Annotated in this window: 20 protein-coding genes; 11 read left to right on the forward strand and 9 right to left on the reverse strand. The window is 65.2% G+C overall.

Features of this window, described 5'->3' with window-relative positions; genetic code table 11:
- Positions 1 to 10 precede the first annotated feature (10 nt).
- Positions 11 to 799: a c-type cytochrome gene (locus AC0Z35_RS06095; protein ID WP_485131114.1), complete on the reverse strand. Its 789-nt coding sequence runs from the start codon at positions 797 to 799 to the stop codon at positions 11 to 13.
- A 187-nt stretch (positions 800 to 986) separates the two neighbouring features.
- Here AC0Z35_RS06095 and rapZ point away from each other — a divergent pair, with 187 nt between their 5' ends.
- Both rapZ and AC0Z35_RS06105 read left to right on the forward strand, forming a co-directional pair.
- Complete coding sequence (rapZ, locus tag AC0Z35_RS06100; RefSeq protein ID WP_046803145.1) at positions 987 to 1,859, forward strand: RNase adapter RapZ; 873 nt, start codon at positions 987 to 989, stop codon at positions 1,857 to 1,859.
- Complete coding sequence (locus tag AC0Z35_RS06105; RefSeq protein ID WP_046803073.1) at positions 1,856 to 2,818, forward strand: septal ring lytic transglycosylase RlpA family protein; 963 nt, start codon at positions 1,856 to 1,858, stop codon at positions 2,816 to 2,818. The genes rapZ and AC0Z35_RS06105 overlap by 4 nt, the downstream gene beginning before the upstream one ends.
- A gap of 20 nt (positions 2,819 to 2,838) precedes the next feature.
- Here the strand turns inward: AC0Z35_RS06105 and AC0Z35_RS06110 are convergent, their stop codons facing one another.
- Both AC0Z35_RS06110 and rsmI read right to left on the reverse strand, forming a co-directional pair.
- Positions 2,839 to 3,423 carry a methylated-DNA--[protein]-cysteine S-methyltransferase gene (locus tag AC0Z35_RS06110; RefSeq protein WP_485131113.1) on the reverse strand — a complete coding sequence of 195 codons (585 nt, stop codon included), beginning with the start codon at positions 3,421 to 3,423 and terminating at the stop codon, positions 2,839 to 2,841.
- A gap of 4 nt (positions 3,424 to 3,427) precedes the next feature.
- On the reverse strand, positions 3,428 to 4,363 hold the full coding sequence (rsmI, locus tag AC0Z35_RS06115) for a 16S rRNA (cytidine(1402)-2'-O)-methyltransferase (protein ID WP_219991361.1): 936 nt from the start codon (positions 4,361 to 4,363) through the stop codon (positions 3,428 to 3,430).
- A 65-nt stretch (positions 4,364 to 4,428) separates the two neighbouring features.
- On the opposite strand from rsmI, the gene AC0Z35_RS06120 reads away from it, so the two are divergent.
- From AC0Z35_RS06120 to AC0Z35_RS06135, 4 genes are all read left to right on the forward strand, one after another.
- Entirely contained in the window at positions 4,429 to 4,995 is a 567-nt protein-coding gene (locus AC0Z35_RS06120) for a YraN family protein (protein WP_485131112.1), read from the forward strand.
- 101 nt (positions 4,996 to 5,096) lie between these two features.
- Positions 5,097 to 5,690, forward strand: coding sequence for a phosphoheptose isomerase (locus tag AC0Z35_RS06125; protein WP_006216307.1), 594 nt, complete (start codon positions 5,097 to 5,099; stop codon positions 5,688 to 5,690).
- On the forward strand, positions 5,687 to 6,430 hold the full coding sequence (locus tag AC0Z35_RS06130; protein WP_319302060.1) for a BON domain-containing protein: 744 nt from the start codon (positions 5,687 to 5,689) through the stop codon (positions 6,428 to 6,430). Before AC0Z35_RS06125 ends, AC0Z35_RS06130 begins: the two co-directional genes overlap by 4 nt.
- Positions 6,427 to 6,921, forward strand: a complete 495-nt coding sequence (locus AC0Z35_RS06135; RefSeq protein ID WP_046803068.1) for a peroxiredoxin family protein — start codon at positions 6,427 to 6,429, stop codon at positions 6,919 to 6,921. Before AC0Z35_RS06130 ends, AC0Z35_RS06135 begins: the two co-directional genes overlap by 4 nt.
- A gap of 159 nt (positions 6,922 to 7,080) precedes the next feature.
- Here the strand turns inward: AC0Z35_RS06135 and AC0Z35_RS06140 are convergent, their stop codons facing one another.
- Positions 7,081 to 7,869, reverse strand: a complete 789-nt coding sequence (locus AC0Z35_RS06140; protein ID WP_046803067.1) for a MetQ/NlpA family ABC transporter substrate-binding protein — start codon at positions 7,867 to 7,869, stop codon at positions 7,081 to 7,083.
- Positions 7,870 to 8,132: 263 nt separating this feature from the next.
- Here AC0Z35_RS06140 and argB point away from each other — a divergent pair, with 263 nt between their 5' ends.
- From argB to AC0Z35_RS06165, 5 genes are all read left to right on the forward strand, one after another.
- Complete coding sequence (gene argB, locus AC0Z35_RS06145; protein ID WP_006216311.1) at positions 8,133 to 9,035, forward strand: acetylglutamate kinase; 903 nt, start codon at positions 8,133 to 8,135, stop codon at positions 9,033 to 9,035.
- Positions 9,035 to 9,781: a pyrimidine 5'-nucleotidase gene (locus AC0Z35_RS06150; protein WP_485131111.1), complete on the forward strand. Its 747-nt coding sequence runs from the start codon at positions 9,035 to 9,037 to the stop codon at positions 9,779 to 9,781. The genes argB and AC0Z35_RS06150 overlap by 1 nt, the downstream gene beginning before the upstream one ends.
- Before the next feature lie 56 nt (positions 9,782 to 9,837).
- Positions 9,838 to 10,413 (forward strand): nucleoid occlusion factor SlmA, encoded by a 576-nt coding sequence (gene slmA, locus AC0Z35_RS06155; protein WP_046803065.1) that lies wholly within the window; start codon positions 9,838 to 9,840, stop codon positions 10,411 to 10,413.
- A gap of 223 nt (positions 10,414 to 10,636) precedes the next feature.
- The gene (locus tag AC0Z35_RS06160; RefSeq protein WP_046803064.1) at positions 10,637 to 12,130 is read left to right on the forward strand and encodes a DASS family sodium-coupled anion symporter; all 1,494 of its coding nucleotides are present in this window, start codon (positions 10,637 to 10,639) and stop codon (positions 12,128 to 12,130) included.
- 12 nt (positions 12,131 to 12,142) lie between these two features.
- Positions 12,143 to 13,195, forward strand: coding sequence for an Ldh family oxidoreductase (locus AC0Z35_RS06165; protein ID WP_104142623.1), 1,053 nt, complete (start codon positions 12,143 to 12,145; stop codon positions 13,193 to 13,195).
- Between the two features lie 59 nt (positions 13,196 to 13,254).
- On the opposite strand, the gene rodA is transcribed toward AC0Z35_RS06165, so the two are convergent.
- From rodA to AC0Z35_RS06190, 5 genes are all read right to left on the reverse strand, one after another.
- A complete protein-coding gene (rodA, locus tag AC0Z35_RS06170) occupies positions 13,255 to 14,391 on the reverse strand; it encodes a rod shape-determining protein RodA (protein ID WP_046803062.1) in 1,137 nt (378 codons plus the stop codon).
- A complete protein-coding gene (mrdA, locus tag AC0Z35_RS06175; protein WP_046803061.1) occupies positions 14,388 to 16,316 on the reverse strand; it encodes a penicillin-binding protein 2 in 1,929 nt (642 codons plus the stop codon). The genes rodA and mrdA overlap by 4 nt, the downstream gene beginning before the upstream one ends.
- A 15-nt stretch (positions 16,317 to 16,331) precedes the next feature.
- A complete protein-coding gene (gene mreD / locus AC0Z35_RS06180) occupies positions 16,332 to 16,892 on the reverse strand; it encodes a rod shape-determining protein MreD (protein WP_006216318.1) in 561 nt (186 codons plus the stop codon).
- Entirely contained in the window at positions 16,879 to 17,763 is an 885-nt protein-coding gene (mreC, locus tag AC0Z35_RS06185; protein WP_039882480.1) for a rod shape-determining protein MreC, read from the reverse strand. Before mreC ends, mreD begins: the two co-directional genes overlap by 14 nt.
- Positions 17,764 to 17,847: 84 nt before the next feature.
- Positions 17,848 to 18,891 carry a rod shape-determining protein gene (locus AC0Z35_RS06190; RefSeq protein WP_006216320.1) on the reverse strand — a complete coding sequence of 348 codons (1,044 nt, stop codon included), beginning with the start codon at positions 18,889 to 18,891 and terminating at the stop codon, positions 17,848 to 17,850.
- Positions 18,892 to 18,905: the final 14 nt, after the last annotated feature.

The raw sequence follows: 18,905 nt of genomic DNA on the forward strand, positions 1-18,905 counted from the left end.
GGCCCCCGTGTCAGCGTTGCGCCTGGCTGCCGCATTGCGCGGGCAAGGTCAGCGAGCCCGCGGCGTCGGGCACATAGGGCTCGATCACGGGTTGCGACGACAACCACGCCGCCAGGGCGCCGATGTCGGTGGGGGTAAGCTTTTGGGCGATGTCGGCCATGCAATCAGGCGCCGCCGCGCGACGCAGCCCGTTCTTCCAGCTGCCGATCTGCGAACCGATGTAGTCGCGCGGCAGGCCGAGCAAGCCGGGAATGGCGGGCATCAAGCCGCCCAGCGCGGCGCCATGACAGGACGCACAGGCGGGCAAGCCGCGCGCCGCGTCGCCCTGCAAGGCCAGCACGCGGCCCGCTTCCAGCGTGGCGCTGGAGACGTCCGCGCGGGTGGGCGGCGGATACGGCACATGCTGCTGCGAAAAATACTGGGCCATCTCGCGCAGGTAGTCGTCGGGCAGGCCGACCAGCAGATGCGACATGGGCCGATACTGGCGGCGCTCATCGCGAAAGTTCAGCAGCTGATGATAGAGGTAGTCTTGAGGCTTGCCGGCCAGGCGGGGGTAATAGCCGTCGGTGCCGGCCCGGCCCTGCGCGCCGTGGCAGGCCGTACAGGCCGCAACGCGTGCCGCCATGGTGTCGGGGCGCAGAGTGTCGGGGCTCAGAGTGTCGGGGCGCAGGCCATCGGGCGCTGCCGGCTGGGCCTCTGCAACGCTTGTCGTAAAGACAACAGCAGCAGCCGCGAGCACGCGGAAAATCGCCCTGAACCGCGGCAGTGAAACACTACGAATGGAAATGAGGGCTAACATCTACGTCGAATTCCTATCCCCCGAAAGCATGACGGCGGGGGTGTCGTAAGTGAATCGAACCAGTATCCGACCCGCAAGCTTACGCGACGGGGCAAGAAAGGGTACAGAACCAGATTCCCGAATTGCAGCCATATCAGATGCCATCCCGCCCGCATCGTCTCGGAAAAAGCGTGCCACAATCATGTCCATGTTGAAAGTCGTCCTTGTCACCGGCATCTCAGGTTCAGGCAAATCCGTTGCGCTTCGCATGCTGGAAGACGCCAGCTACACCTGCGTCGACAACCTGCCCGTGCGATTCCTGACGGAATTCATCGCCAATGCGCGCGACGAAGGCCTGGAACGCGTGGCCGTGGCCATCGACGTGCGCTCGCCCGGCGAACTGGCTGAACTGCCCGATGTGGTGACCGCGCTGCGCGCCATGGGCACCAGCCTGCGCGTGGTTTTCCTGGACGCCAACACCTCGACACTGGTGCAGCGCTATTCCGAATCGCGCCGCCGCCATCCGCTGACCGACCGCCTGCAACGCGGCGGCACGCCGCCATCGCTCACTGACTGTATCGCGCTTGAACGCGAACTGCTGGCGCCGTTGCGGGAACAAGAACACGTCATCGATACGTCGGACCTGACGCCCGGCCAATTGCGTGCCTGGATCCGCGACCTGATCCAGGCCGACCGCGCGCCGCTGGTACTGACGTTCGAATCCTTCGCCTACAAACGCGGCGTGCCCGGTGATGCCGACCTGGTGTTTGACGTGCGCTGCCTGCCCAACCCCCACTACGACCGCAACCTGCGCCCCTTGACCGGCCGCGACGAACCCGTCGCCACCTGGCTGGCCGGGTACGAACAGGTGGGGCAGATGATCGACGACATCGCCGGCTTCTTGAACCGCTGGTTGCCCCTCTACACCCAAGACACCCGCAACTACCTGACCGTGGCGATCGGCTGCACGGGCGGCCAGCACCGTTCGGTCTATGTGGTCGAACAGCTGGCGCTGCGCTTTGCCGACCACGATCCCTTGCTGGTGCGCCACCGAAACCAACTGCCCACCGAATCCGCATGACCCTGCCCCGCCCGCTCCACCTGATCCTGATGTTGCTGCTGGCCATTGCCGTGGCCGGCTGCTCTTCCACCGGGGGTCGCAAAAAGGGCGGCGGGTACTACAAGGACGACGGGCCGGACGCCAATCCGCCGGCAAACCTGGACCAGGTGCCGGATGCGGTGCCGCGCATCGAACCCTATGCCAGCGGCGCGAACCGGCCCTACGTGGTGTTTGGCCAGCGCTACGTGCCCGACACCAGCGGCCAACCGTACAAGCAGCGCGGCATTGCGTCGTGGTATGGCAAGAAATTCCATGGCAATTCCACGTCCATCGGTGAGTCCTACGACATGTACGCCATGACGGCCGCGCACACGACGCTGCCGATTCCCAGTTATGCGCGCGTCACCAGCCTGGTCAACGGCAAGACGATCGTCGTGCGCGTGAATGACCGGGGGCCGTTCCACAGCGACCGCATCATGGATCTGTCGTACGTGGCGGCCTATAAGCTGGGCATCATCGGGCCGGGTAGCGGTCAGGTCGTAGTCGAGAGCATTCCGCAAGAAGAGATCCGCCGCCTGGCCTCGCAAGGCACGCCTGCCGCACCCCCGCCGGAACCGGCTTCGGCCACCGGCTCGCTGCCGATTCAGGCGCCCGTGTCCGCGGTGCCGGTCGCGCTGACGGCCGAACCGATCCCCGGCCCGGCGGCCGGATCAGCCCCGGTACGCCAAGCGCCGGCCGCCGGCATTGGCAGCGTGTATCTGCAAGTGGGCGCATTCAGCCAGCCCGGCAATGCGCAGTCGCTGGTGGCCCGCATCAATTCGCAGCTGAGTTCGGCGGGCGCCCCGCCCGCGCAGGTCGAGCAATCAAACAACCTGTATCGCGTGCGGATCGGCCCCTACCCCGACCGCCAAAGCGCCTTGAACGCGGTGCCGCTGGTGTCGGACCGCATCGGCATCCTGCCCAGCATCGCTACGCAGTAGACCCGTAAGCCCGGCCGCCCCTACCAGGGCAGCTCTGCCTGCCCGTCGCAAATCCGCCGAGCCCGCGCGGTGCGGCTGACGTAGCGGTTGCCTTCGTGCGCCAGCAGCGCCTGCTTACGCGGCAGGCCGCCGCCAAACCCCGTCAATGAGGTATCGGCGCCAATCACCCGGTGGCACGGGATGATGATGATGATGGGGTTGCGCCCCACCGCGCCGCCCACCGCCTGCGCCCCCTTGGGCCGCCCCACGGTCCGGGCAAGATCGCCATAGCTGGCAAGCTTGCCGAATTCCAGCGCGCATAGCGCGTGCCAGACCTTGTGCTGAAACGTGGTGCCGATGGGGTCCAGCGCCACGTCGAAGCCGCGGCGCTTGCCCGCGAACCATTCGTCCAGCTCGCGCCGCGCCTGCTCCAGAATCGGGTCGGCATCGGTGCGCGTCCAGCCTTCAGAAGACGGCAGCAATTCCTGGTCGGTAAACCAGGCGCCACGCAGGCCCTTGGGGCTGGCGACCAGGCGCAATTCGCCCAGCGGGGTCTCGATGTCGCGGTAGGCAAGCGGTTCCAGCGGGTCGGCCGGCTTGTTCGACACAATGGTTGAATACGCCATGGCTTTACTCCGCCGACTTCTTGCGCGACAGCGCCCGGTTGTACAACACGTCGCGCGCCTGGCCCGTGACCTTGGCGGCGACCCTGGCAGCATCGCGCACGGACATCGATTCCAGCAGCGCGTCCAGCAGCACGTCGGTGCGCGGGTCGGCGTCCTCGTCAATTTCCTGCGCCACTTCGGCATGGGCGATCAAGACGAATTCGCCTTGCTCGCGATGCGCGTCGGCGGCCAGCCAAGCGGCGGCTTCACCCATCGTCAGCGTGGCGATTTCTTCAAAGCGCTTGGTCAGTTCGCGCGCCACCGTCAGTTGGCGGTCGGGCCCGCAGACTTCCAGCAGATCCGCCAGCGTGGCGGCCAGCCGATGCGGCGATTCGAACATCACCACGGGCGCGGGCAAGGCGCACCATGACCGTAGCCATCGCTGCCGAGCCACGGCCTTGGGCGGCGGGAAGCCCGCGAAGGCGTAGGCGGGGTTTTCATCGGTGGTGACGCCGCTGCCCATCAGCGCGGCGATGACCGCGCTGGGGCCGGGCACCGGCATCACGGCGAAGCCGGCTGCGCGCACGGCGCGCACTACGCGGGCGCCGGGGTCGCTGACCGCGGGCGCGCCCGCATCCGACACCAACGCCACGCGCTGACCTTGGGCCAGGCGTTCGCAGATGGCTTGGGCGGCGGCGGCCTCGTTGTGGCGGTGCGCGGCCATCAGCGGCGTATTGACGCCCCAGGCGTCCAGCAGGGTGCGGCTGGCGCGCGTGTCTTCAGCGGCGATCACGTCGGCGCGTTGCAGGGCGTGCCAGGCCCGCAGCCCCAAGTCGCCCAGGTTGCCGATTGGCGTGGCCACGACATACAGCGTCGAAGCGGGCCAATGCTGCCCGGCAACGCGATCCGCCACGCGGCTCCAGGCGTCGCCGGCGGGCGGGGGTGAGACATTTTGATTCATTGCAGCCTACTGACACGGAAAACCATGTCAGTGTAGCCGCCAACCTCGCCATACCAGGAGCCCGCATGACGGATGAGACCTTGCGCCTGGCCTGCGATCTGGCACTGGCTGCACGACACCGCGCGGACAAGCGCCGCCGTCGGGCGGGCTCTCGGCGCCCGGCTGCCGGGCGGCACACCGAGCGGCGCGCTGACCGAGGTGTCGACCCGGGCGCCGACCCGGGCGCCGACCCGCACGGCGGCATGCCCGCAGACACGCCGCAGCGCCGCTCGCCCATGCAGCGCAAGGGCGATCAGCACGAAGACGCGGCGTTGCGCTGGTTGCAGGCGCGTGGCCTGGTGCTGCTGGCGCGCAACCTGTGGACGCGCGCCGGCGAGCTGGACTTGGTGATGCGCGACGGCGGCACGCTGGTCTTTATCGAAGTGCGCGCGCGTGCCCTGTCCCGTTTTGGTGGTGCCGCCGCCAGCATCGGCCGCGCCAAGCAAGCCCGGCTGGCGCGCGCGGCGGCGCACTGGCTGCCCGAACTTGCCCGCCGCCATTTCCAGGGCGTGACGCCCCCCGCCCGCTTTGACGCGGTGGTATTCGACGCCGGCCGGCCGCAATGGCTGCAAGACGCTTTTTCCCTTCCCTAGACACTGGCGGCGCCAGCGCGACCCGGGCCCGGTAACGGCCGGCCGCACAGTCGTTACGCCTGGACAGAACAGCGCGACTGCCGCGTGAGATAATCGCGCCCATGGATATGACCTCTCGTATGACGTCGCACTTTCGCGACGCCATGGCTGCGTGCGAACAAAGTATGAACGTCCTGGCGGAACCGCTGGCAGTGGCGGTCGACGTGCTGTTCGGCGCCCTGGCGAACAACGGCAAGATTCTGGCTTGCGGCAACGGCGGCTCGGCAGCCGACGCGCAGCATTTCATCGCCGAACTGGTGGGCCGCTTCGAACGCGAACGCCTGCCACTGGCCGGCATCGCGCTCAATACCGACACCTCGATCCTCACCGCCGTCGGCAACGACTACGGCTTTGACGAGATCTACGAACGCCAGGTCAACGCGTTCGGCCAGGCCGGCGACGTGCTGGTTGCAATTTCCACCAGCGGCAATTCGCCCAACGTCGTGCGCGCCATGGAAGCCGCCAGCTCGCGCGAAATGCACGTGCTGGCCCTGACCGGCAAGGGCGGCGGCGTCATGGGGGAACTCATCACGCCGATGGACGTCCATCTATGTGTTCCCAGCGACCGCACCATGCGGATCCAGGAAGTCCATATTCTGCTGCTGCACGCACTGTGCGACGGCATTGACGCTCTTTTGCTTGGAGACACCGAATGATTTCTGACGTCAGAACCGCGGTTCGCCCCCTGATGCTCGCCGCGGCGCTGTCCACCGCGGCGCTCTCGCTGACGGCCTGCGCGCCCCTGATCGTAGGCGGCGCGGCCGCCACCACGGCGGTCGTGGTCACGGACCGCCGTACTTCCGGTATCCAGCTTGAAGACCAGAACATGGCCTTCAAGGCGCAAAGCCAGATCTCGCAAAAGCTGGGCGACACCGCCCGCGTCAATGCCATGGCCTATGGCGGCCACCTGTTGCTGACAGGCGATGTGCCCACCGAGCAGGCCAAAACCGAAGCGACCACCATCGCCCAGGGCATCGAGAACGTCAAACAGGTCATCAACCAGCTGAACGTCGGCCCCATCGCCTCGTTTGGCACGCGTTCGAACGACACGTGGCTGACCTCCAAGGTCAAGACCGCGCTGATCAACACCAAGTACGTGCCGTCGGGCACCATCGCCCTGACCACCGACCACAGCGTCGTCTACCTGATGGGCAAGGTCACCCAGGCCGAAGGCGAATACGCCGCCAACGCCACGGCGGATGTGGGCGGCGTGGCCAAGGTGGTTAAACTGTTCGAGACCATCAGCCGCGAAGAAGCCATCCGGCTGTCCAACAGCAGCACCCGGGACGCCTCCACAGAAACCAAAGCGCCTATCCAAAGCGGCGCCGGCGCAGCACCCAGCGACAACAACGCGGCCGGCACCAGCAATGGCGTTGAAGCCATGCCTATCAAATGAAAAAAGCCATCGTAGCCCTCGCCGTCCTGGTGGCGGTTGGTATCGGCGCCTGGTTCGTCTGGCGCCCCGCCCAGACCGCCCCCGACGTCTCGTTCACCACGCTGGAAGGCAAAACCTTCTCGATGCAGGACTTGCGCGGCAAGGTCGTGCTGGTCAAGTTCTGGGCGACCAGCTGTGTCACCTGCGTGAAGCAGATGCCGGAAACCATCGCCGCCTATAAGGAATACGCCGCCAAGGGCTACGAGGCCATCGCGGTCGCCATGAACTACGATCCGCCCAATTTCGTCTTGAACTTCGCGGACCAGCGCAAGCTGCCGTTCCCGGTGGCGCTGGACACCAAGGGCGACATCGCGCGCGCCTTTGGCGACATCCGGCTGACGCCCACGGCGTTCCTGATCGACAAGCAGGGGCACATCATCAAGCGCTATCTGGGCGAATACGATGTGGCTGAGTTCCACGCCACCGTGGAAAAGGCGCTGGCGGCGGGCTGATCTCTGCGGCCTTCCCCGGCTTGAATAAAAAACCGCCCACGAGGGCGGTTTTTTACTGGCGGGGTTTCATTGGCGGTGGCTTGCTTGCGGCCAGCCGAACCCACTCGCTCGGCCGGCAAACCTGGAACCTGCAACGGAACCAGGAGCCGCCTCTCCGGCTTAGAACGCCGGAATGACCGCGCCCTTGTATTTTTCCTGGATGAATTTCTTCACGTCCGCCGAATGCAGCGCGTCGACCAGCTTCTTGATTCCCGGCGCGTCCTTGTTGTCGGAACGGGTGACCAGAATGTTGGCGTAAGGCGAATCGGCGCCTTCGATGAACAGCGCGTCCTTCGTGGGCACCAGGCCGGCTTCCAGCGCGTAGTTGGTGTTGATCAGCGCCAGGTCCACGTCGTCCAGCGAACGCGGCAGCATGGCGGCTTCAAGTTCGCGGAATTTCAGCTTCTTGGGGTTGTCGACCACGTCGGCGGCCGTCGCCAGGATGTTGGACGCGTCCTTCAGCTTGATGATGCCCTGCTTTTGCAGCAGCACCAGCGCACGCCCGCCATTGGACGGATCGTTCGGGATGGCGACGGTGGCGCCGTCCTTGAGGTCGGCCAGGCTCTTGATTTTCTTGGAGTAGCCACCGAAGGGCTCGACGTGCACCAGCGCGACCGGCACCAGCGTGGCCTTGCGGTCTTTGTTGAACGTGTCCAGATACGGCTTGTGCTGGAAGAAATTGGCGTCCAGCTGCTTGTCCACCAATTGCAGGTTGGGTTGCACGTAATCGCTGAACACCTTGATGTCCAGCTCGACGCCCTGCTTGGCCAGCTGCGGCTTCACCACTTCCAGGATCTCGGCGTGCGGGACCTGCGTGGCGCCCACCACCACTTTTTCTGCATGGGCGGCGTTGGCCGCCACCAGGAAGGCCGATGCCGCCAGGGCGGCGCGGACGAAGTTCAAACGCATGGCTTGCCTCTTTTATGGAAATAAAATGGGGGCTGATACCCCGACCGGTGCGGATTTGCCCCCCTTTTGCGGGGGCTCGCGTCTCGAAAACGCCCCAATTTACCTGAATGCCGGTTATTTGTCGGGCATATGGACATGGGTTTTAGGCATATGAAACGCGTGGGTACTACAATCCGTCGTATGCTTGCGCTACCGCGTTTCGAACGCGATGTTGTGCAGGCATTTTTTCTAACCACTCATACATATTTGCCGACTTAGCTGCCATGACCGACACCCCCGACCCTGCTGCCGTTTCGTCCCCCGCTGTCAAAGCCGCTGTGCTGTCTGAAGCACTGCCGTATATCCGACGATTCCACGGCAAGACCATCGTGGTCAAGTACGGCGGCAACGCCATGACGGAAGAGCGCTTGCAGCGCAGCTTCGCGCACGATGTCGTGCTGCTCAAGCTGGTGGGTCTGAACCCGGTGGTGGTGCACGGCGGCGGTCCGCAGATCGACGACGCGCTGCGCCGCATCGGCAAGCAGGGCACCTTCATCCAGGGCATGCGCGTGACCGATGCCGAGACCATGGAAGTGGTCGAATGGGTGCTGGGCGGCCAGGTCCAGCAAGACATCGTCATGATGATCAACGAGGTCGGCGGCAAGGCCGTGGGCCTGACCGGCAAGGACGGCGGCTTGATCCAGGCTCAGAAAAAACTGATGGCCAACAAGGACAACCCCGCCGAACCCATCGACATCGGCTTCGTGGGCGACATCACGCTGGTTGAACCCGCCGTGGTCAAGGCCCTGCAAGACGACCAGTTCATTCCCGTGATCTCGCCCATCGGCTATGGCGAAGACGGCACGGCCTACAACATCAACGCCGACGTCGTCGCCGGCAAGATGGCCGAAGTGCTGGGCGCCGAAAAGCTGTTGATGCTGACCAACACCCCGGGCGTGCTGGACAAGGCGGGCAAGCTGCTGCGCAGCCTGTCGGCCCAGACCATCGACGAACTCTTCGCCGACGGCACCATCTCGGGCGGCATGCTGCCCAAGATCTCGTCGGCGTTGGATGCCGCCAAGAACGGCGTGAATTCCGTTCACATCGTCGACGGCCGCGTGCCGCACTGCCTGCTGCTTGAAATCCTGACCGACCAAGGCGTGGGCACGATGATCAGCTCGCATTGATGCGAGCTCAACGTCTGCTGTTACGGCCGGCGGCGCGTATGCGCCGCTCGCGCCGCATGGCCACGGGCGTTTCCGAACGCCTGTGGCTGTTTGACCTGGACAACACGCTTCACGACACCTCGCACGCCATCTTCCCGAAGATAGACCGGGGCATGACCATGGCGGTGGCCGAGGCGCTGAACGTGGACGTCGACACCGCCAACGACCTGCGCCGCAAGTATTGGCAGCGTTACGGCGCCACGATGATCGGCATGGTCCGCCACCACGGCGTCAACCCGCACGACTTCCTGCACCGCAGCCACGACTTTGACGTCAACCCGCTGGTGCGCGGCGAAAAGGCGCTGGCCTACAAGCTGCGCCAGCTACCCGGCCGCAAGGTGCTGCTGACCAACGCGCCGCTGCGCTACGCCCGCTCCGTGCTGGAACGCCTGGGCATCCTGCGGCAGTTCGACAGCCTGTGGGCCATTGAACATATGCGGCTGCATGGCGAATTCCGCCCCAAGCCGTCGCCCGCGCTGCTGCGTTATGTGCTGGCCCGCGAAGGCGTACCCGCCCACCGTGCCGTGCTGGTCGAAGACACGCTGGCCAACCTGCGCGGCGCGCGCCGCGTCGGCGTGCGCACCGTGCACGTGTATCACCCTGGCACCCCCTTCTCGCGCGGTCGTTCGCATCGTCCGCCCTATGTCGACTTGCGGGTAAACTCCGTCAGTGATTTGTTGTTACGCCGGCGTCCCCTGCGGGGATAGCGGCGCGCTCCTCCCTCCCCCTTCACCGTCAAGCCTGCGCGAGAGCAGTCCCTTCCATGGCGAGCAAACCCGGCGAGCGCAAGACCCAGATTCTGCAGACCCTGGCCGAAATGCTGGAGCAGCCGCACGCTTCCCGCATCACCACGGCTGCGCTGGCCGCGCGTCTGCAAGTGTCCGAGGCCGCCTTGTACCGGCACTTTGCCAGCAAGGCGCAGATGTTCGAAGGGCTGATCGAATTCATCGAGACCAGCATCTTCACGCTGGTCAACCAGATTGCCACCGTGGAACCCTACGGCGTGCCCCAGGCGCACAAGACCGTTGCCATGCTGCTGACGTTCTCCGAACGCAACAAGGGCATGACGCGGGTGCTGACCGGCGACGCGCTGGTCACGGAAGACAACCGGCTGCAAGAGCGCATCAACCATATCAATGACCGCATCGAAACGTCGCTGAAGCAGTCGCTGCGCATCGCGATCACCGACGGCGGGCTGCCCGCGGACGCCAACGTCGCGGCGCACGCCAGCCTGCTGACGCATCTGGTGCTGGGCCGTTGGCTGCGCTACGCCCAGAGCGGTTGGCGGGTGGCACCCACGCTGCATCTGGACGAACAACTGCGGCTGGCGCTGGGTTGATTGCCGGCTTGGTCGGCCGCACCGTGCTTGCGGCGCAACAGGGCGCGCGAGCATAATGCGCCAGGTGGGTTTTCTCAAGCCGAAATCTTCATCGGCTTGATCCATATCAATGCGGGTTTTCCTCAATGCCGTCACGATCGTCCTGTAGCGTCGACACATCGAATTGAACAAACCCGTGCTCGCGGGGAGTGTGTCGACGGTTTGACCTCAACCGGAGATGGATATGACCGCGCCAGCCGCCGTCCCTGCCTCACAGGCACCCCAAAAAGCAAAAATTCCCATCGGACTAATCGCCGGTTTCGTGGTGATGATCGGGGTATTGCTGATGCCCCTGCCCGCCGACCTGCCGGTCGCGGGACACCGCATGCTGGCAATCCTGGCATTCGCCGTGGTGGTCTGGATTACCGAAGCCGTGTCTTACGAAGCCAGCGCGATCATGATCACGACGCTGATGGCTTTCCTGTTGGGCACGGCTCCGACAATCAAAGACCCGAATGTGCTGTACGGCACCTCGGCCGCTATCAGCATGGCGCTGACGGGCTTCGCGAACTCGGCGCTGGCGCTGGTGACCGGCGCCCTGTTCATTGCCGCCGCCATGACCTTCACCGGGCTGGACCGGCGCATTGCGCTGGTCACGCTGTCGAGAGTGGGCACCAGCACGCGCCGCATCCTGATCGGATGTATCGCCGTGACGATCGTGCTGAGCCTGGTGGTGCCCAGCGCCACCGCGCGCAGCGCCGCCGTGGTGCCGATCATGATGGGCGTCATCGCCGCGTTCGGCGTGGACAAGCGGTCCAACATCGCCGCCGGCATCATGATCATCGTGGCGCAGGCCACCAGTATCTGGAACGTGGGCATCCAGACCGCCGCCGCGCAAAACCTGCTGACGGTCGGCTTCATGGAAAAGATGCTGGGCGAACGCGTGGCGTGGTCGGACTGGCTGATCGCGGGCGCACCGTGGTCGCTGATCATGTCGGCCGTGCTGATCGTGGTGGTGCTCAAGCTGCTGCCGCCGGAAAGCGACAGCATCGCCGGGGGCAAGGAAGCCGTCGAAAAGTCGCTGATTGAACTGGGCCCGATGACCGGCGCGCAAAAGCGCCTGATGGCCGTGTCGATCATGCTGCTGCTGTTCTGGTCGACCGAAGGCAAGCTGCACAAGTTCGACACCACGTCGACCACCTACTTCGGCCTGGTTCTCTTGATGCTGCCGCGCTTTGGCGTGATGACATGGAAGGACGTGCAATCGCGTATCCCATGGGGCACCGTGATTGTGTTCGGCGTGGGCATCAGCCTGGGCACCGCCCTGTTGACGACGCAAGCCGGCCAATGGCTGGGCAACCAGGTCGTGGCGCACACCGGGCTGGATCACCTGGGTCCGCTGGCCATCTTCGCCGTGCTGGCCGCGTTCCTGATCGTCATCCACCTGGGCTTTGCCAGCGCCACCGCGCTGACGTCGGCCATGCTGCCCATCCTGATCTCGGTGCTGGCCACGCTGCCCGGCGAGTTCAGCCGGCTGGGCATGACCATGCTGCTGGGCTTTGTCGTCAGCTATGGCTTCATCCTGCCGATCAACGCGCCACAAAACATGGTGTGCCTGGGCACGGAAACCTTCAACGCTAAGCAGTTCGCGAAAGTCGGCATCATCGTCACCATCGTGGGCTACCTGCTGATGCTGCTGATGGGCATGACCTACTGGCGCTGGCTTGGCTGGCTGTAAGGAGAACGCATCATGAAACTCTCTTTAGCCCAAGCCAACGAATACGGCCGCCGCGTGCTGATGGCGCAAGGCGTGCCGGAAGATATCGCGCGCGACGTGGCCGAACACCTGGTGGAGTCCGACCGCGTCGGCTACACCAGCCACGGCCTGTCCATCCTGACGAACTACCGCCGCGTCCTGTCCGAAGGGCTGGCGCAGGCAGACGGCCGGCCTGAACTGGTCAATGACCGTGGCGCCATGCTGGCCTACGACGGCCACCACGGCCTGGGCCAGTACGTGGGCAAGGCGGTCATCGAAAAGGCCATCGAACGCACGCAGGAACACGGGCAGTGCATCGTGACGCTGCGCCACAGCCACCACCTGGGCCGCATGGGCCACTTCGGGGAAATGGTTGCGGCCAAGGGCTTGATCCTGCTGGCCTTCACCAACGTGATCAACCGCTCGCCCACCGTGGCGCCGTTCGGCGGCGCGCAGGCGTGCCTGACGACCAACCCGCTGTGCTTTGCCGGCCCGCTGCCCGGTGGCCGGCCGCCGTTCATCGTGGACATGGCGACCAGTTCAATCGCCGTGAACCGGGCGCGCGTGCTGGCGGCCAAGGGCGAAAAGGCCCCCCCGGGGTCGTTGATCGATGCCCAGGGCAACCCCACGACGGACCCCAATGCGCTGTTCGCCGACCCGCCGGGCGCCCTGCTGCCCTTTGGCGGCCACAAGGGTTATGCGCTGGGCCTGGTGGCCGAGTTGCTGGCGGGCGTGTTGTCCGGCGGCGGCACGATCCAGCCGCAGCACCCGCGCATTGGCGTGGCGACGAACAATATGTTCGCGCTACTGCTGGACCCGCAGGTGGATTTCAATACGGATTGGCGGTCGATGGAAGTCGGCGCGTTCATCGACTACCTGCACGCCTGCAAGCCGCAACCCGGCGTGGAAAGCGTGCAGTATCCGGGCGAGTACGAAGCCCGCAACCGCGCCGTCAATGCGGATTCAATCGAGTTCGACAGCCGCATCTGGGACGGGCTGACGACGCTGGCCATTGAACTGGGTGTGCCGGACGCATTGCCTGGCTGAACGGGACAGGCGCGTTGCCGCAAGCACGACCGCGCCTCTGACGCCCCGCTATCGGCGCGTCAGGCTTTTACGGAGCGGTGGCGGCTGATGCTCATCATGATGCCGAAAGCGATGCCCATGGTGAACAACGCCGTCCCGCCGTAACTCATGAACGGCAGGGGCACACCCACCACGGGCAAGATACCCGTGACCATTCCGACGTTCACGAACACATAGATAAACAGCATCATCGTCAGCGCGCCTGACAGCAGCCGCCCGAACTGCGAGGCCGCGCGGGACGCGATGGTCAGCCCGCGCGCCATCATCAGGCCGTACAGCACCAGGATGGCGATGCCGCCGTACAGGCCGAATTCCTCAGCGTAGACGGCGAAGATGAAGTCGGTGGTGCGCTCGGGGATGAAGTCCAGGTGGGTCTGCGTGCCCTTCATGTAGCCCTTGCCATACACGCCGCCCGAGCCCACCGCGATCATGGACTGAATGGTGTGAAAGCCCTTGCCCAAGGGGTCCGAGCTGGGATTGAGCAGCGTGCAGACGCGGTGCTTTTGATAATCGTGCAGCACCACCCAGCTTACGTCCGGCTCGCACAACTGGTCTTCGTAATACACCAGCGTGCCAATGGCGATGATGCCGGCCAGCATCACCGGCACCAGCAGCTTGAACGACAGCCCCGCGAAATAGATCACGAAGAAACCGGCGCCAAACACCAGCAGCGCCGTGCCCAGGTCGGGTTGCAGCACGATCAACGCGAAAGGCGCGGCCAGCATCGCGGCGGCGGCCAGAAAGTCGCGGATGCGCACGGCGCCTTCATGGCGCTGGAAATACCAGGCCAGCATCATCGGCACCGCAATCTTCATCATCTCGGACGGCTGGATGCGGGTCACGCCCAGGTTCAGCCAGCGGGTCGCGCCCTTGCTGGTTTCACCAAAGAACTCCACGCCCAGCAGCAGCACCACGCCCACGACGTAGAAGGGCAGCGCCAGCTTCATCAGCCACTTGGGGGGAATCAGCGCCATGATCCACATGGCGAAGAACGCAATGATGAAGTTGCGGGACTGTTCGGCGAACCGCCAGTCCGTGCCGCCCACGGCGGAATGCATGACGGTCAGGCCCAGCGCCGCGAACATCATCAGGATGGCCAGCAGCGGCCAGTCGAACGCCGTGAAGACGCGTAGCAGGATAAGGCCCAGGCGCTTCATTGTTGGCGCACCACGTCAGAGGTAATGGTTTCGACCGAGGCCAGGGGGTCGGCGCGTTCCGGGCGCACGATCTTGTCCTGGCGGTCCTTGGCCAGCCAATAATCGAACACCTTGCGCGCGACCGGCGCGGCCACGCTGGCGCCCCAGCCGGCGTTCTCGACGATCAGCGACAGGGCGATGCGCGGGTGCTCGAGTGGGGCGAAGCCCATGAATAGCGCGTGATCGCGCAGGCGTTCGTCGATGGCACTGGCGCGGTAATGGCCGCCACGCAGGCTGAACACCTGCGCGGTGCCCGTCTTGCCGGCCGCTTGGTACGGCGCATTGGCAAACGCGCGGCGCGCGGTGCCCGCCCGCACCACGTCCGCCATGGCATTCTTGATGACATCCACATTCGCCTGCTTGAGCGGAATGCGGTAGTCGGGCGTGGACTCGGTGGGTTTGGCCACACCGCTGCGCGGGTCGCGCACGGCGTGCACCAGGTGCGGGCGACGGAACAACCCGTTGTTGGCCAACGTGGACGTACCCTGCGCCAGTTGCAGCAAGGTGAACGCGTTGTAGCCCTGGCCCACGGCAACCGAAATGGTTTCGCCCGCGTACCAGCGCTGGCGGTCCTTGTCTTTGTAGGCCGCGCGCTTCCAGTCGGTGGACGGCAGCACGCCGCGTTTTTCGCCTTCCAGGTCGATGCCGGTGATCTGGCCAAAGCCGAACTGCTTGGTGAAGTCGTGCAGCGCGTTCACGCCGATCTCGGGGCCCAGCGAATAGAAATACGTGTCGGACGACACCACGATGGCCTTGTGCATGTCGGTCATGCCGTAGGCCGCGCCCCCCGCGTTGCGGAATTTCTGTCCGCCGAATTCGTAGTAGCCCGGGTCCGAGATGCGGTCCGTGGCGCGGCGCTTGCCCAGTTCCAGTGCGGCCAGGGCCACGAAGGGCTTGTAGGTCGACCCGATGGGGTAGGTGCCGTAAAGCGGGCGGTTGATCAGCGGGTGGTCGGGCGATTCGTTCAGCATGCGCCAGTTGTCGACGTCGATGCCGTCCACGAACAGGTTCGGGTCAAACGAGGGTTGCGACACAAAGGCCAGCACTTCGCCCGTGTCGGGGTCGATGGCCACCAGGGCGCCGCGCTGCCCTTCAAACGCTTCCTCGGCCACCTTTTGCAGGCCCAGGTCGATGGACAGCATGATGTCGGACCCTGGCACCGGGTCGATGCGCCGCAGTGTGCGCATGGGCCGCCCGCCCGCCGTCACTTCGACTTCTTCAAGCCCGGTGCGGCCATGCAGCTGCTCTTCCCAGGTTTTCTCGATACCCTTCTTGCCGATGACATCGGTGCCGCGATAGTTGCCCAGTTGCCCGGCGCGTTCCAGCTCTTCGTTGTCGCCTTCGGCAATGCGGCCGATGTAGCCCACCACGTGCGCGGCCGACACGCCTTGCGGATATTCGCGCACCCAGCGCGCGCGCAACTCGACGCCCGGAAACTGGAAGGCGTGCGCGGCGAACCACGCGGCTTCCGTTTCGTTCAGGTTGTTGCGCAATTGCAGGCTGGCGTAGCGGCTGGACTCGGCGGCGCGGCGCTTGAAGCGGCGCTGGTCGGTCGGGCTGATGTAGACCACTTCGGTCAGCCGTTCGAACAATTCGTTCATGTTGCCCGCGTGGGCCGGCACGACTTCCAGTGTGTAGGTGCGGTAGTTGCGCGCCAGCACTTCGCCGTTGCGGTCCAGGATCTCGCCGCGCCGCGGCGGAATCGGCACCACGGCGATACGGTTGCGATCGGCGCGTTCGGACAGACCTTCGTAGCGATCCACCTGCAAATACCAGAACCGGCCCACCAGCACGCCAAAGCACAGCAGCGCAAACACGCCGCCCACCCACGCGCGCAGGCGGAAGCGCTGCTTTTGCTGCTGGCCGGTTTTCTTGAATTCAAACATGACGCGACGCCGCCATCAGGCGGAGGAAGATTCGGCGTCGTCGGCACCGCGCTGCGGCAGGTGCAAAACCCAACCCGCCAACGGCCACAGGGCGGCCGTGATGGCCACGCTGATGCACCAATCCCAACCCGGCCACTTGCCCGCGACCCAGGCATGGATGATCTGCGTCAGGAAACGCGCCACGAAGAACACAGGCAGCATGTGCATCGCCTGGCTCCAGAGGTCGAACCGTTGCAGGCGGCGATGCAGCACCACGGCGCCATAGGCGACCAGGGTGTAGGACAACGCGTGTTCGCCCAGCATGCCGGCGTCGTGCACGTCCATCAGCAAGCCGAAGAAAAACGCCGTGAACAGGCCGACGCGGCGCGGCTCATGCACGCACCAGAAGGCGATGATCAGCAGCAGCACGTCCGGCGCGCCCTGCCACAGGCGCCAGGGCAGCAACGACACCAGCCACACCAGCAGCACCGTGCCCCACACGAACACACCGTGCGCGGGACCGGACAACCGGTCGGGGTGCACGTTGCTGGGCGTACCCAGGCGGCGCCTGGGTTGCGAAGAATTAGTCCGATCCACCGGAATCGACCTCCTGACGGTTGGACTCGGCGCGCGCCACATCCACCTGCAAGACCAGGAAGTGGCGATAGCGTTCGGGATGGGCCAGCGGCTCACACACGGCGCGAGCGAAACCGGAGGCGGTGTCGCGTTCGACCGAGGTCACTTTGGCCACGGGTAGTCCGGCGGGGAACAGGCCGCCCACGCCGCTGGTGACGATAGTATCGCCTTCCTTGATGTCGGCATTGGCGGCAAGGTAACGAACTTCCATCTTGCCGGGAGAATTGCCGCCGAATGCAATCAGCCGCAAGCCGTTGCGCAGCAGTTGCACGGGGATCGACACTTGCTCGTCGGTGACCAACGCGGCCTCGGCCGTCATCGGCGTCACGCGCACGATCTGGCCGACCACGCCGCCTTCGTCGATCACCGGCATGCCCGGCGCCAGGCCGGCCTTGCTGCCCTTGTTGAACACCAGCCGCTGCGTGAAGGCATTGGTGGGTTCGTACATGACTTCGACCACCACGGCCGATTGCGCCACGGTATCGGTCACGCCAAGCAGGCGGCGCAGCTGGGCGTTTTCGGCCGCCAACTGGGCGGCGTGCGACGCCACCTGGGCCAGCTCGATGCGCTGGCGCTGCAAGGCTTCGTTTTCACTGCGGATAAGATTGGCCGCGTTGACCCATTCGTTGACCTGTTGCACCAGGTCACGCGGCGCCATGACGGCGCGCTGGAAGGGGTAAAGCGCCACGGCGATCGTACGGCGCGCCGGTTCAAGCATGCGCCATTGCGAATCGATGATGATCAGGGCCAACGCCAGGACGACCAGAACGACCAGCCGCACCTCCGCGGGTGGGCCGCGCCTGAATAAAGGGGGGGTCCCTTGTCGTTGCATGAATCTCAGCCCGGGCGCCCGCGTCCGAAGCCCCCGCAGCGGCCGGAGCCGAAAAAAAGCGGGGCTCCGGGCTGGCGGGCGGTATTAATCGTTGATGAAGATGGCGCCCAGTTTCTCAAGGTGTTCCAGCGCTTCGCCGCAACCGCGCACGACGCAGGTCAGGGGATCATCGGCCACCACGACGGGCAAGCCGGTTTCTTCCTGGAGCAGGCGATCCAGGTCGCGCAACAGCGCGCCGCCACCGGTCAGGGCGATGCCCTTGTCGGTGATGTCGGCGCCCAGTTCCGGCGGGGTCTGCTCAAGCGCGATTTTCACCGCGGACACGATCTGGTTCAGCGGGTCGGTCAGCGATTCCAGGATCTCGTTGGACGAGACCGTGAAGCTGCGCGGCACACCTTCGGCCAGATTGCGGCCCTTGACTTCGATTTCGCGGACTTCGGAACCCGGGAATGCCGAGCCGATTTCCTTCTTGATCAGTTCAGCGGTGGGTTCGCCGATCAGCATGCCGTAGTTGCGGCGGATGTAGTTGACGATGGCTTCGTCGAACTTGTCGCCGCCCACGCGCACCGAACCCTTGTAGACCATGCCGCCCAGCGAGATGACTGCCACCTCGGTGGTGCCGCCGCCGATGTCGACGACCATGGAGCCGCTGGCGTCGGACACGGCCAGGCCGGCGCCGATGGCCGCGGCCATGGGTTCTTCGATCAGGAAGACGTGCGAGGCGCCCGCGCCCAACGCCGATTCACGGATGGCGCGACGTTCGACTTGGGTGGAACCGCAAGGCACGCAGACGATGATCCGCGGGCTGGGAGCCAGCATGTTGCGGGGGTGCACCATGCGAATAAACTGTTTGAGCATCTGTTCGGTGACCGTGAAGTCGGCGATAACGCCGTCCTTCATGGGCCGGATGGCCTCAATATTGCCGGGAACTCGGCCGAGCATCTGCTTGGCTTCGTGGCCGACGGCCTGGATGATCTTTTTGCCGTGAGGCCCGCCTTCATGACGGATTGCGACCACGGAGGGCTCATCGAGCACGATGCCCTTGCCGCGGACGTAAATCAGCGTATTGGCGGTACCGAGGTCAATCGCCATATCGCTGGAAAAATAACTGCGCAGGAATCCGAACATGGGAGCTCAGCTAA

The sequence above is a fragment of the Achromobacter sp. 1L-A-4-B-C2 genome (genome assembly GCF_057291955.1).